14 protein-coding genes and 1 pseudogene are annotated in these 12,719 nt (G+C 34.4%); 10 read left to right on the top strand and 5 right to left on the bottom strand.

Translation table 11 applies throughout. The features are described from left to right. Nucleotides 1-7: 7 nt before the first annotated feature. Nucleotides 8-151: pseudogene (locus AC1Q8M_RS18955) on the top strand (DNA-binding protein); the annotation flags it as partial. A gap of 15 nt (nt 152-166) precedes the next feature. On the opposite strand, the gene AC1Q8M_RS18960 reads toward AC1Q8M_RS18955, so the two are convergent. Continuing rightward, on the bottom strand, nt 167-784 hold the full coding sequence (locus AC1Q8M_RS18960; protein ID WP_000371606.1) for an ImmA/IrrE family metallo-endopeptidase: 618 nt from the start codon (nt 782-784) through the stop codon (nt 167-169). 174 nt (nt 785-958) lie between these two features. Between AC1Q8M_RS18960 and AC1Q8M_RS18965 the strand changes: the two genes are divergently transcribed. From AC1Q8M_RS18965 to AC1Q8M_RS18975, 3 genes are all read left to right on the top strand, one after another. Then, nucleotides 959-1,252 carry a DUF3928 family protein gene (locus AC1Q8M_RS18965; protein WP_098855707.1) on the top strand — a complete coding sequence of 98 codons (294 nt, stop codon included), beginning with the start codon at nt 959-961 and terminating at the stop codon, nt 1,250-1,252. Between the two features lie 108 nt (nt 1,253-1,360). After that, nucleotides 1,361-1,810 carry an NUDIX hydrolase gene (locus AC1Q8M_RS18970; RefSeq protein WP_002005651.1) on the top strand — a complete coding sequence of 150 codons (450 nt, stop codon included), beginning with the start codon at nt 1,361-1,363 and terminating at the stop codon, nt 1,808-1,810. 139 nt (nt 1,811-1,949) lie between these two features. Then, nucleotides 1,950-3,125, top strand: coding sequence for an acetyl-CoA C-acetyltransferase (locus AC1Q8M_RS18975; protein ID WP_000552075.1), 1,176 nt, complete (start codon nt 1,950-1,952; stop codon nt 3,123-3,125). Between the two features lie 29 nt (nt 3,126-3,154). Here AC1Q8M_RS18975 and AC1Q8M_RS18980 read toward each other — a convergent pair whose 3' ends face one another. Then, a complete protein-coding gene (locus AC1Q8M_RS18980; protein WP_000568009.1) occupies nt 3,155-3,880 on the bottom strand; it encodes an AAA family ATPase in 726 nt (241 codons plus the stop codon). Nucleotides 3,881-4,096: 216 nt separating this feature from the next. Here AC1Q8M_RS18980 and AC1Q8M_RS18985 point away from each other — a divergent pair, with 216 nt between their 5' ends. Together AC1Q8M_RS18985 and AC1Q8M_RS18990 are read left to right on the top strand one after the other, a co-directional pair. Further along, nucleotides 4,097-4,825 (top strand): DUF4184 family protein, encoded by a 729-nt coding sequence (locus AC1Q8M_RS18985; protein WP_061659896.1) that lies wholly within the window; start codon nt 4,097-4,099, stop codon nt 4,823-4,825. 37 nt (nt 4,826-4,862) lie between these two features. Further along, nucleotides 4,863-5,627, top strand: a complete 765-nt coding sequence (locus AC1Q8M_RS18990; RefSeq protein ID WP_000973896.1) for a hypothetical protein — start codon at nt 4,863-4,865, stop codon at nt 5,625-5,627. 46 nt (nt 5,628-5,673) lie between these two features. Here the strand turns inward: AC1Q8M_RS18990 and AC1Q8M_RS18995 are convergent, their stop codons facing one another. After that, the gene (locus AC1Q8M_RS18995; RefSeq protein WP_000758786.1) at nt 5,674-6,105 is read right to left on the bottom strand and encodes a DUF3997 domain-containing protein; all 432 of its coding nucleotides are present in this window, start codon (nt 6,103-6,105) and stop codon (nt 5,674-5,676) included. A gap of 131 nt (nt 6,106-6,236) precedes the next feature. Here AC1Q8M_RS18995 and AC1Q8M_RS19000 point away from each other — a divergent pair, with 131 nt between their 5' ends. From AC1Q8M_RS19000 to AC1Q8M_RS19010, 3 genes are all read left to right on the top strand, one after another. Continuing rightward, nucleotides 6,237-6,692, top strand: coding sequence for an RDD family protein (locus AC1Q8M_RS19000; RefSeq protein WP_000769096.1), 456 nt, complete (start codon nt 6,237-6,239; stop codon nt 6,690-6,692). 218 nt (nt 6,693-6,910) lie between these two features. Further along, nucleotides 6,911-7,000 (top strand): hypothetical protein, encoded by a 90-nt coding sequence (locus AC1Q8M_RS19005; protein WP_000145638.1) that lies wholly within the window; start codon nt 6,911-6,913, stop codon nt 6,998-7,000. Nucleotides 7,001-7,071: 71 nt separating this feature from the next. Next, nucleotides 7,072-7,581, top strand: coding sequence for an SDR family NAD(P)-dependent oxidoreductase (locus AC1Q8M_RS19010; protein ID WP_000218406.1), 510 nt, complete (start codon nt 7,072-7,074; stop codon nt 7,579-7,581). A gap of 64 nt (nt 7,582-7,645) precedes the next feature. Here AC1Q8M_RS19010 and AC1Q8M_RS19015 read toward each other — a convergent pair whose 3' ends face one another. Beyond that, a complete protein-coding gene (locus AC1Q8M_RS19015) occupies nt 7,646-8,746 on the bottom strand; it encodes an ABC transporter ATP-binding protein (protein WP_098311698.1) in 1,101 nt (366 codons plus the stop codon). A gap of 262 nt (nt 8,747-9,008) precedes the next feature. Here AC1Q8M_RS19015 and malL point away from each other — a divergent pair, with 262 nt between their 5' ends. Further along, entirely contained in the window at nt 9,009-10,685 is a 1,677-nt protein-coding gene (gene malL, locus AC1Q8M_RS19020) for an oligo-1,6-glucosidase (protein WP_000415172.1), read from the top strand. A 39-nt stretch (nt 10,686-10,724) separates the two neighbouring features. On the opposite strand, the gene AC1Q8M_RS19025 is transcribed toward malL, so the two are convergent. Further along, on the bottom strand, nt 10,725-12,485 hold the full coding sequence (locus tag AC1Q8M_RS19025; protein ID WP_061659894.1) for an alpha-glycosidase: 1,761 nt from the start codon (nt 12,483-12,485) through the stop codon (nt 10,725-10,727). Nucleotides 12,486-12,719: the final 234 nt, after the last annotated feature.

The raw sequence follows: 12,719 nt of genomic DNA on the forward strand, positions 1-12,719 counted from the left end.
CAATAAAAAGCGGCTGCTCTGGATATGCAAAAAATTATTTCCAAAGAAATATTATATAGGGATTTTTAGAGGGATTACATTTACATTTAGTTGTCTATTTTTATTTCTAGCAGCCGGAATTTGGTTTGTTGATTGGAACAAGTTGTTTTAAACAGTAACATGAGGGTTACTGTTTTTTTCTTTGTAGTAAAGAGCTTTGTAAAGAGAGCGCTTTTTGTTCTGTTGTTAATAAGGAATGAATATGAACGTTTTCTGGACGAGGGACTATCGGATACATAAGATTTGTTGGAGAAGGGTGGTGCTCCGAGCCGGTTGGAGAATGAGGATCTGCATGAGTAAGTTTTCCATGAATACGTCTTGTAAATAAAATATGACCGATTTCGTGAGCGAGCGTATATATATTTTTCATAGGGGCAGCCGAATTTGTTAAAACGATATAGCCAGTAAGTTGCTGTTGTTTTGCTAAAGAATAAGCGCAGGCAATTACTGCTGTTTCTTTGAAATAATCACTGCCAATATAACAAATATAAAGGTCGCATTCAGGAGCTTCATTTACACATGTTTGGAAAAAGGATGCCAACTTTTCTTGACTTTGAATGGAATTTTTATAACTGATTTCACGGTCAAAAAAACGGAAAAGTTCATTTAATACAATTACTTCTTGAATTTGAAATGTAATGGGGTGCCAAATTGATTCTGCAACAGCTAAATCTTTTGCGATGCGGTCATCAGAAATATCGGCACCGGGAGTAATACAAATACATATATTGACGTATGGATCCATAAGGAACACCTCAAATGAAAAAAGTTCTTCCTATAATATATGTGGGAAAAAGATGTCATGTATGGATAAACGCCTTCTTTATTGAATATATAGATGACAAGTCGAAAAAATTTCATAGTTCTATAACATTGTGTGGTCGTCTTTTTGATATAGTAAAGGAAAGGGGGAGAATATATGTATACATTAAAAATCATTTCAGACAGAGAAGCACTTTATCAATTTGCGAGTTATGTAAGAGTTGTACAAGGGGTTGAAGATGTATATGTAGAGGTGGGAGAACCTTTATATGAACATCCTTTAATGAAGTTTTATGTACATATTAAGCTGAAAGAAACATATGAGCAGCATAAAGCGTTACAGGAAATAGCAAGATTAGTAGAATTGGGTCGTTTTACATATGTCCATTATCGTAATGATGAAATTGAGGAAGCTTTTGAAGCTGTAAAATATGAAAGTTTTAAGAAATAAAGATGAAAAAACGGAGGCGAAAGCTTCCTTTTTTTCTTTAAAATTACATGAACAAAAAGAGAGAAATTTTGTTATGATAAGGGAGGTTAGGGAAAGGGGAATTTACATATGGGGTATATTGAAGAGTTACGAAAAGTCGTTGGTACAAGACCGCTTATTCTCGTAGGATCAGCAATCATTATATTAAATGATAAACAAGAAGTATTGCTTCAATATCGTTCAGATACATATGATTGGGGTGTACCTGGCGGGGCGATGGAACTGGGTGAAACGACAGAAGAAACGGCACGTAGAGAGTTATTTGAGGAAACGGGGTTAACTGCAAAAATAATGCAATTTCTTGGTGTTCTATCAGGAAAAGAAGTATATTTCCGTTATCCGAATGGCGATGAAATTTTCAATGTCATTCATCTGTATCAGGCACATCATGTGAGCGGGGAATTAAAGCTCGATCATGAAGGGTTGAAACTTCAATATTTTCCAGTAGATAAGTTGCCAAAATTGAATGAAACGACAGAGAAAATTTTGCAAAAGTTTTTATATGCACTGACAGAATAGAAGGTTAATTCCTTCTATTTTTATTATATTAAATATTTTGATTTTTTAGTATGTTTATAGTATGATAGTTATAGATATACATCTTATGGAATTTCACCTAAAAACTTACTAGGGTACATAAGAGAGGGGCAAGTACAAAATGCATAATGTTGTTATTACAGCTGCAGTTCGTTCGCCAATTGGAACTTTTGGAGGAGCGCTAAAAAATGTAACGCCAGTAGAATTAGCTGTTCCTGTACTTCAGGAAGCTGTAAAACGAGGCGGGGTAGAACCACATGAAGTTGATGAAGTAATTTTAGGTCATTGTATTCAAAGAACTGATGAAGCAAATACAGCGAGAACAGCTGCATTAGCGGCAGGATTTCCTGACACAGTTACGGGATATACAATCCAACGTCAATGTTCTTCAGGTATGCAAGCAATTATGTCAGCTGCAATGCAAATCCAATTAGGTGTAAGTGATGTTGTTGTTGCAGGTGGAGTAGAAGCGATGAGTTCGAGCCCTTATGCATTGAAACAGCACCGCTGGGGACAACGTCTACAGCACGGAGAAATTCGTGATACGGTGTGGGAAGTGTTAGAAGATCCGATTCACCATATTATGATGGGTGAAACAGCGGAAAATTTAGTTGAACAATATGAAATTACAAGAGAGGAACAAGATGAAGTTGCTCTTCGCAGTCATACATTGGCACTGAAGGCAATCGAGTCTGGACACTTTGACGATCAAATTGTTCCTATTACAATAAAAGAACGTAGAAAAGAAGTAGTATTTTCGAAGGATGAGCATCCACGTGCAGATATTACAGCGGAAAAATTAGCAGGGTTAAAACCAGCATTCCGTAAAGATGGGTCTGTAACTGCAGGTAATGCATCTGGCCTGAATGACGGAAGTGCAGTTCTAGTATTAATGAGCGAAGAAAAAGCGAAAGAAAAAGGCTTACAACCGTTAGCTAGAATTGTTGGATATTCAGTAGCTGGAGTAGACCCGAAAATTATGGGTATTGGACCAGCACCAGCAATTCGTAAAGGTTTAGAAAAAGTGGATTGGTCATTAGAAGATGCAGATTTACTTGAAATTAATGAAGCTTTCGCGGCTCAATATTTAGCTGTAGAGAAAGAGTTAGGTTTAGACCGTGAAAAAGTGAACGTAAACGGTAGTGGCGTAGGACTTGGGCATCCAATTGGTTGTACAGGGGCTCGTATTACGGTAAGTTTAATTCACGAATTAAAAAGACGTGGGTTAGAAAAAGGAATTGCCTCTTTATGCGTCGGTGGCGGTATCGGGGTTGCCTTATTTATAGAAGCACTATAAAAAAGAAGCAGCTATTGCTGCTTCTTTTTTTATGACTCAAATAGATGATGGAATAATCGATCGCGATTTTCAAAGAAAAGTTTCGTCGTTTGATAATGCTCAGTTTCTTCTAATGTGGATTCGTGAATCCCTTCTTGTGTTAAAGAATATATAGTGGATTCAGGGTAGGCCATTAAAATAGGAGAATGCGTCGCAATAACAAATTGTGAACCTTGTTCCGCTAGCTCATGCATTCGAATAAGCATGGAAAGTTGTCTCATTGGTGATAAAGCTGCCTCAGGCTCATCTAAAATGTATAAACCTTGTCCTGAAAAACGGTTCATAAATAAGGAAAAGAATGATTCGCCGTGAGATTGTTCGTGTAGTGAAACGCCGCCGTAAGATTTTATAGCATCTATTTCATCAATATAAGAAGCAACGTTATAAAATGATTCAGCGCGAAGAAAGAAACCGTCGTTTGGTGTATTGAAACTTTTGGAAATTCGAAGGTATTCATGTAAAGATGAATGTGAATCGTTAGTGCTAAAGCGGAAATTCTTCGTTCCACCTTCTGCATTAAAGCCTAACGCAATTGCAATTCCTTCAAGTAATGTTGATTTACCCGTTCCATTTTCTCCAATAATGAATGTTACATTTGGATGAAAAACTAGTGATTGTAATGTTCGGATAGCAGGTAAGCAGTAAGGATATGCGGAAAAACTAGGGATATTTTCTTTTTTTAATGTGACATTTTGTAAAAAGGGTACGTCAATCAATATATAAACCTCAATTCATAACGGATTTTGATTCTAAAAAGGCGGCAAATACAAGTGTTAATGACACCTGAATCCCTTCCTTATTTTCTGAATATTTTATGTGGATTATATCATTTAAACTATCATATTCCAATGTGAAAATAAATATTGCATGAAGATCCATTCTCTCGTTATGATATATGGTATTCTATTGAAAATGTGAGAAGGAGTTAAAGTATGCCGTTTACATTTGCACATCCAGCAGCAGTTCTTCCTTTTGCGAAAAAGCATTCTAAACATATTTCAGTAACGGCTCTTATATTAGGTAGTATGGCGCCTGACTTTGAATATTTTTTACACTTTAGACCGTATGGTGTAATTGGGCATACGTGGCTTGGATTCTTATATTTGAATTTACCACTGGTCTTCTTGTTAGCATACATATATCATTACATTTTAAAAAAGCCTTTTATAACGCATTTACCTAAACCGTTTGCTGGGTATTATACATATGTAGTAGACAAGCGGTGGGAGCTTCATAGATGGAAGAATCTTTTTGTATTTTGTTATTCAGCATTATTCGGTATGTTAACGCATGTTGTTTGGGATGCATTCACTCATAAGACAGGCTATTTTGTTATGAAAATACCATTATTACAAAGAGAATGGTACGGTATCTCTGTTTATAAATATATGCAACATGGAAGTACATGTATTGGTTTTCTATTATTAGTATACGTTTTATGGAAGTATAGAAATGAAATGGGTAAAGATCTTATTTTAGCTTCGGAAAAAAGAAAGTATTGGGTTTCAGTAATTGTTGTAGCAACTATTATATTTATCGTGCACGCGTTCCTAGATCCCTATTTTCATATTTTCCAAATTGGAGGTATAATAGTATCTGGACTGACAAGTTCATTTTGTGGACTTGTCATTGTTTCTATAGTTTACAAAGCCAGGGACTAATTTTATATTCATGAATGATAGCGTTAGGAGAAATGAAATGATGAAAGCATGGAAAAGTATTTTTGTTTTATGTAGTTTTCTTCTTATGTTAAGTGGTTGCTTCCATCAAGAAGAAAAGAAAGCTGAACCGAAGAAGAAAGAATCTATTCCTGAAACAAAAGAATATGGTGGGCGTGAGCTGAAAAAAGTAGGACAAAAAGTGAAAGAAACAGGATGGGGTACTTTCAAGTTAGAGCAGATGCATTCTGTGAATCAAACATTTGAAGTAGCACCAATGAAAATTCACGTACAAGATGTGAAAGTAATTTCTTTATCACAGATGAGTGAAAAGGCAAAAAAAACATTGAAAGTATACACGGCACTAACTCCTGAAGAAGTAAAACGGAGATTAGGGGATAAAGTAAGCCAAGAAGATGCAGAATTATATGCATCGCTAAGTGGAACAGAGATTAGTAATACAATTCGTTACGTTGAGATTACATATAAAGTGGAGAATACCGGAAATAAAAATATGCAATTTTTCTCTATGAATGATGTTATGATTAATGGTAAGCAACATTTTAAAGTAGCCACTCAAAACTTTTTATATGACGAAGATACGTTAGTTGGTACAAAAAATGTATCAAGAGAAGACTATAAGCCTGGTGAAACAAGAGATGGTATTATTGGTTTAATACTTGACGATGGAAAAGACAAGGTAAAGGATATTCAGTTTACAACTGATGATTTACTTGCAGGAGATTCAGAAACACAAGATGTTGTAAAAGAGCCACAAACGTTTAACATCTCACTTTCGGAGTAATGTGTTTTTAAAATAATGTAAGAAAAAACAGTCAGCACTCAAAAGATTATGTTGACTGTTTTTTTATTTCTTTTATGTATGAATCTACATTTTGAAAAGGCACCTTAATTTTAAACGCATCTTTTTGTTCATTAAATTGCTTTTCATTGTAGGGACCGAAACGTTTATTGTGCTTTACGTCAATAATCCAATAATGTTCACTTTTTTTATTTGCAATTGCTGCGTCAGGGTTATTCGGATCTGATTTTTCCTCGGTTTGTTTTGCAATAATGTATTTATCATCCCAAGCAATGTCTGTAATTTTTGCAGGGATGTATTGTGTGGCATATACAGCATCTTGCGAGGGGAAAAGTTCAAATGCATTTCCAGAAGTACGTATGAGTTCGTATTCATCGTTAACCGTATAAGTTAAGTGACCTGTGTTTCCTGCACAACCAGTTAATAGGAAGGCGACGAATAGGATTATCCATTTTTTCAATATGGGAACCTCCTTTATAATGCTATTGTAACAAATTGTACAAGAAAAGTAAGAGAAACGCTAGTTTACAATGTTTTTTAGAAGTGGTACGATGAGACGGGTAAAGAAGGATATGAAGGAGTCGACATAAAATGAAGTTAAAGATGCATCGTCCAGCGCTTGTAATGAATCGCATAGGTGCTTCCCTAATTGACATGTTTTTAATCTCGGTTATGTATGGTGCAGTAGTAGCTGTTATGACCGGAAACTATAGTGCTATGTTTAAGCGCTTTAATATAAGTTTAGGTGATTTTAGATATGATTTCGCAGTAGTTTTTATATTAATGGCGATATATTTTATTGTGTTACCCTTTATCTGGAACGGTGTTACACTTGGAAAAAAGGTAACGAGAATAAAATTAATTTCATTGAAGAGTGAAAAGCTAACGTTGCAAACATTAATTATAAGATTTTTTGTAGTGTTATTACCGAACGTATTGCTATTAGGAATTCCATTAATATGTAACGTATATATGATGTTGTTCCGCAAAGACAATTGCGGTTTTCAGGACTTAATTACAAAGACGAAAATAATAAGTCTTGTATAATAAAATAAAAAAAGACCCTTTTTATATATAAAAAGGGTCTTTTTTTTATTTTATAAGTATATTGTGAATATTTACAGTAAGGAAAAGCTAAAATGTGTCATTTCTATTTATAATAGATTGAAAATTAAGATAATGGCATAATAATTAAAAATAATATCTTTATCTCACCATTCGGGGCTGATTAAAGTTTTACTTTATATAATAAGGGGGAAGTTGAGATGACAGGAGGTAGCATAATTTTTTGGGGCATTCTCATTTTTATCGGTCTAGTTCTTGATCAGCGTAAGAGTAAGAAAAAAGAAGGATAAAAAGTAAACGTTTACAAATCGAATAGCAATTTTTCTTGCTTGCAGAATAATCTCATAAAGGAGTATACTGAATGACGGTAAGACTTATAGAAGGGGTAATGAAAATGAAGCTTGCAGGAAAAGTTGCTATCGTAACTGGCGGTGGCATCGGTATTGCACGTAATACAGCTCTTTTGTTGGCTAAACAAGGCGCAAAAGTAATTGTGACGGACATTGATCAAGAAAGTGGACAAGCAACAGTGGAGGAAATTACGAATCTAGGCGGAGAAGCCCTTTTTGTATTCTATGATATGGAAAAGCAAGGAGATTGGCAACGCGTTATTAGCATTACTTTGAATGCATTCAGTCGCATTGACATGCTTTTTCAAAATGCTGGTTTATATAAAATAGATTCGATTTTTTCTCGCCAACAAGAGAACGATTCCAATGTACTTTGTATTAATGACGTTTGGATAGAGATAAAACAATTAACGTCATCTTTTATGAAACAGCAAGAAGAAGTGGTGCTTAGTGATTTACCGATTTTCGGTATTATTGGCACGAAAGGACAATCATTTCATACAGTAGAAGCCCTAGTATAATAATGAAAACCGCCCTCGATATATGTGGACGGTTTTTTTGTATGTTATATAGAAGGAAATTTTTTTAGCGAATACGTTGTTCTGTTTGGCTGTCAAAGAAATGCGCTTTATTTAAATCAAATGCCAATTTAATTTGGTCTCCAGGTGAGAATATATGTCTTGCATCAACACGTGCTGCAAAATCTTGATTTCCAAGTTTCATATATAAAATAGATTCAGCACCTAACAATTCAGCAACTTCAATTTTTGTTGTGAAAGTAGTAGATTCTGAAGCTTCTAAAAATAGTAGTTCATCATGAATGTCCTCCGGGCGAATACCTAAAACAATTTCCTTATTTACATAGCCTTGTTCACGTAGCATCTTCATTTTTCCTTCAGATACTTTGATTTTTATAGTATTATCTATAACGAAATCGGTTTCAGTCAATTTACCACGGAAGAAGTTCATCGCTGGTGACCCGATAAATCCACCCACGAAAATGTTTTCTGGTGTTTCATATACTTCTTTTGGTGTTCCAATTTGTTGAATCTTTCCATCCTTCATAACGACAAGACGCGAAGCCATAGTCATTGCTTCTGTTTGGTCGTGTGTTACATAAATTGTTGTTGTTCCAAGGCGATGATGTAGCTTAGAAATTTCTGAGCGCATTGCAACACGGAGTTTAGCATCTAAGTTTGATAATGGCTCGTCCATTAAGAAAACTTTTGCATCTCGAACGATTGCTCTACCTAACGCAACACGTTGGCGCTGTCCACCTGATAATGCTTTCGGTTTTCTATCTAAATATTGTTCAAGTCCTAAAATTTTTGCTGCATCTTTTACACGACGATCGATTTCATCTTTTGGTATTTTTCGAAGTTTTAATCCAAATGCCATATTATCATATACACTCATATGTGGATAAAGAGCGTAGTTTTGGAAGACCATTGCGATATCTCGATCTTTTGGAGGAACATCATTCATTAGTTTACCATCAATTGAAAACTCGCCTTTTGAAATATCTTCGAGTCCAGCTACCATTCGTAATGTTGTAGATTTTCCGCATCCAGAAGGACCGACAAATACGATAAATTCTTTATCTTGAATGTGTAAATTAAAATCAGTTACAGCTGTTACGTTATTATCATATATCTTATAAATGTTTTCTAATTTAAGTTCTGCCATGGTATTTCCCCCTAGAAATAATTATGCAAACGTTTTCTTTGAGTTCATTATAAACGAATAGATTCAAAAAATAAATAAAAAAATAAAACGTTTTCATATATTGGAGAATTATTAGTGATTTTCGCATGTTTTCTTAGAAAAAGAACAATAAAAATTGTAAGCGCTATTTTAAATTGAGATAGAATCTGTTATCATTCATTAATGAAAACGTTTGCGCCTTAAAAAAGAGAAAAATGAATTATGAATGAAATGGGGTAGCATAATGGAAAAACAATGGTGGAAAGAAAGCGTAGTATATCAAATTTATCCTCGTAGCTTTATGGATAGTAATGGTGATGGTATAGGAGATCTTCAAGGGATTATTTCAAAGCTAGATTACTTAAAAGAGTTAGGGATTGATGTGATTTGGTTATCACCAGTCTATGAATCTCCAAATGATGATAATGGTTACGATATAAGTGATTATTGTAAAATTATGAACGAGTTCGGAACAATGGAAGATTGGGATGAACTATTACATGAAATGCATGAACGTAATATGAAATTGATGATGGATTTAGTTGTTAATCATACATCTGATGAACATAATTGGTTTATTGAATCACGTAAATCAAAAGATAATAAATATAGAGATTACTATATATGGCGTCCTGGAAAAGAAGGGAAAGAACCAAACAACTGGGGAGCTGCTTTTAGTGGATCTGCATGGAAGTATGATGAAATGACGGATGAATATTATTTACATCTGTTTTCTAAAAAACAACCGGATTTAAACTGGGATAATGAAAAGGTAAGACAAGATGTTTATGAGATGATGAAGTTTTGGTTAGAAAAAGGAATTGATGGATTCCGCATGGATGTTATCAATTTTATTTCTAAAGAAGAAGGGTTACCAACAGTTGAAACAGATGAAGATGGTTATGTTTCAGGTCATAAACATTTTATGAACGGTCCAAACATTCATAAATATTTGCATGAAATGAATGAGGAAGTATTATCGAATTATGATATTATGACGGTTGGTGAAATGCCAGGTGTAACGACAGAAGAAGCCAAATTGTATACTGGAGAAGAACGAAAAGAGTTGCAAATGGTATTCCAATTTGAACATATGGATTTAGATTCAGGAGAAGGTGGAAAGTGGGATGTAAAACCATGCTCACTTCTTACTTTAAAAGAGAATTTAACAAAGTGGCAAAAAGCATTAGAGCATACCGGATGGAATAGCCTTTATTGGAATAACCATGATCAGCCTCGCGTTGTATCTCGTTTTGGTAACGATGGAATGTATCGCATTGAATCTGCAAAAATGTTAGCGACAGTTCTTCATATGATGAAGGGGACGCCATATATTTATCAAGGTGAAGAAATCGGAATGACGAACGTTCGATTCCAATCAATTGATGAATATAGAGATATTGAAACGTTAAATATGTATAAAGAAAAAGTGATAGACCATGGTGAAAATATAGAAAAAGTAATGGAATCTATTTATATAAAGGGTCGTGATAATGCTAGAACTCCAATGCAGTGGGATGATCAGAATCACGCTGGATTTACAACGGGTGAGCCTTGGATTACTGTAAATCCTAACTATAAAGAGATTAATGTGAAACAAGCAATCCAAGATGAAGGTTCAATTTTTTATTACTATAAGAAATTAATTGAGCTACGCAAAAATAATGAAATAGTTGTATATGGATCATATGATTTAATATTAGAGAATAATCCTTCTATTTTTGCTTATGTAAGAACATATGGAGACGAAAAACTACTTGTTATTGCAAACTTTACTGCGGATGAAAGTGTATTTGAAATGCCTGAGGATATTAGTTATAGTGAATCAGAATTATTCATACACAATTACGATGTAGAAATCGGATCGATAGATAACATTACATTACGTCCGTATGAAGCGATGGTATTCAAATTGAAATAAGAAAAAGCCTTATGCCACCTTGGCATAAGGCTTTTTTGATTACCATTTTAATATGGAGAATCCATATGGAGGAAGTGTAACTTGTAATACACTTGCTTCTGCTGAAAATTCTTCATTTGTATAAATGTTAATTATTTTCTTACCAGTAACATGAAGAGGGAGTGAAACTGTAACTTCACTATTAGTAGGGTTTAAAACGAAAAAGATAGTTTCATCCTCATATGTTTTCGTATAAGAAATATAATTATGTTCATCATTTGCTTCGATGAATTGAAAAGTACCATGTCCTCCAAAAGCTGCATGTTGTTTTCGTAATGAAATCAATGTTTGTATATGTGTAAATAATGCATGATCTTGTTCTTTAGTATCCCAAATCATACATTTACGGCAATTGGGGTCCATACCACCATCCATGCCGATTTCATCTCCGTAATAAATACATGGAGAGCCGATGAAAGAAAGATGGAATACATAGAGCAATTTCAACTTATTTTTATCTCCATTGCATGTTGTTAAAATTCTTGGAGTATCATGGCTATCTAATAAATGAAAGGCTGCTTCATTTACATTCATAGAGTAGGAATGTAGAGATTCTGTAATTTGCTTCATGAATTCACTTGCTTTAATGGAATCGTTAGCAAAGTAAGAAAGTAGAGCGTTTGTAACAGGATAGCTCATGACAGCATCAAATTGATCACCTTGTAGCCACGGAAGGGCATCGTGCCAAATTTCTCCCAAAATATATACTTCAGGATTTAATGTTTTTATTTCAGTTCGGAATTCTCTCCAAAAGTTGTGATCGACTTCATTTGCGACATCAAGGCGCCAGCCATCTATATTGAATTCTCGTACCCAATAACGTCCTACTTCAAGTAAGTACTCTTTTACATCTGGATGAGCTGTATTTAATTTAGGCATATACGGTGTAAAGGCGAAAGTATCATAATTTGGAAGTGGTTCGGTTATAATCGGGAAATCATGAATGTGGAACCACTCTTTATATGCGGACTTCTCACCATTCTCTAGTACGTCTTGAAATTTCTCGAAAAAGTATCCACTATGATTAAACACAGCATCGAGCATGACTTTTATACCGTGCTTATGACATTCTTCAACGAGCTCTTTAAAAGTTTCTTTCGTCCCAAATTGTGGATCAATTTCCATATAGTCAATTGTGTCATATTTATGGTTTGAATGAGCTTTGAAAATAGGTGTGAAATATATTCCGGAAATGCCAAGCTTAACAAGGTAATCAAGGTTTTGAATAACACCAGCAAAATCCCCACCGAAAAAATTAGTTGGAGTAGGATTCGCACTTCCCCAAGGAAGGGTGTTTTCTGGATTCAGCGTACTATCGCCATTAGCGAATCGTTCAGGGAAAATCTGATACCAAATGGTGTCTTTAATCCAAGATGGTGCTTTGAATACATCATCTGCATGAATAAATGGAAAACAAAAAAAGTTACCAACATCATTATTTGGAATGTTAGAAAAGAATCCTCGCTCTGTATAAATAAGAGTGTCTGTTTCAGATTTTAATTCAAACCCATAACGTAAGCGCTTAAATTTTGGTTCGATTGCAATGGACCAATAATCAAATAATGCAGTAGAACCCGTTTTTTTCATTGGTGTACTTGCTGATATCCATTTCCCATCTTTCCATTCGTAAGGATCACCGTAAATAAGATCGGCGCTTTGAACATCATCTCTCTTAGTACGTATTCGGATGTGAATTGTTTGTTCATCGTAAGCGTATGCATAATTATCTTTCGGCCTATGATAAATGGCTTCTTTAAACATATAGAAAATCCCCCTTCAATATCTCTATACATAGTATTCCCTTAAGTGTAATAATAAAGCCTATATTGCAAACGATTGCCTTTCTTATAGCTTTAATATTGCTTATAAGAGTAGTATTCATTTAATATAAAGTCAATGTATAAAGAGTATAATGACATAATTTTTAAATTAATATTTGCAAAATGAATAAAAGAATGTATAATGATAGACAAATAGCGCAAACGTTTTCATAGA

The sequence above is a fragment of the Bacillus sp. GW823-FHT06A10 genome (assembly GCF_058795375.1).

Coding starts and splice junctions, on each gene's coding strand:
- AC1Q8M_RS19025 (WP_061659894.1), bottom strand. CDS start 12,485: ATGTTTAAAGAAGCCATTTATCATAGGCCGAAAGATAATTATGCATAC.
- AC1Q8M_RS19010 (WP_000218406.1), top strand. CDS start 7,072: ATGACGGTAAGACTTATAGAAGGGGTAATGAAAATGAAGCTTGCAGGA.
- AC1Q8M_RS18965 (WP_098855707.1), top strand. CDS start 959: ATGTATACATTAAAAATCATTTCAGACAGAGAAGCACTTTATCAATTT.
- AC1Q8M_RS18970 (WP_002005651.1), top strand. CDS start 1,361: ATGGGGTATATTGAAGAGTTACGAAAAGTCGTTGGTACAAGACCGCTT.
- AC1Q8M_RS19005 (WP_000145638.1), top strand. CDS start 6,911: ATGACAGGAGGTAGCATAATTTTTTGGGGCATTCTCATTTTTATCGGT.
- malL (WP_000415172.1), top strand. CDS start 9,009: ATGGAAAAACAATGGTGGAAAGAAAGCGTAGTATATCAAATTTATCCT.
- AC1Q8M_RS18960 (WP_000371606.1), bottom strand. CDS start 784: ATGGATCCATACGTCAATATATGTATTTGTATTACTCCCGGTGCCGAT.
- AC1Q8M_RS18975 (WP_000552075.1), top strand. CDS start 1,950: ATGCATAATGTTGTTATTACAGCTGCAGTTCGTTCGCCAATTGGAACT.
- AC1Q8M_RS18985 (WP_061659896.1), top strand. CDS start 4,097: ATGCCGTTTACATTTGCACATCCAGCAGCAGTTCTTCCTTTTGCGAAA.
- AC1Q8M_RS18990 (WP_000973896.1), top strand. CDS start 4,863: ATGATGAAAGCATGGAAAAGTATTTTTGTTTTATGTAGTTTTCTTCTT.
- AC1Q8M_RS19000 (WP_000769096.1), top strand. CDS start 6,237: ATGAAGTTAAAGATGCATCGTCCAGCGCTTGTAATGAATCGCATAGGT.
- AC1Q8M_RS19015 (WP_098311698.1), bottom strand. CDS start 8,746: ATGGCAGAACTTAAATTAGAAAACATTTATAAGATATATGATAATAAC.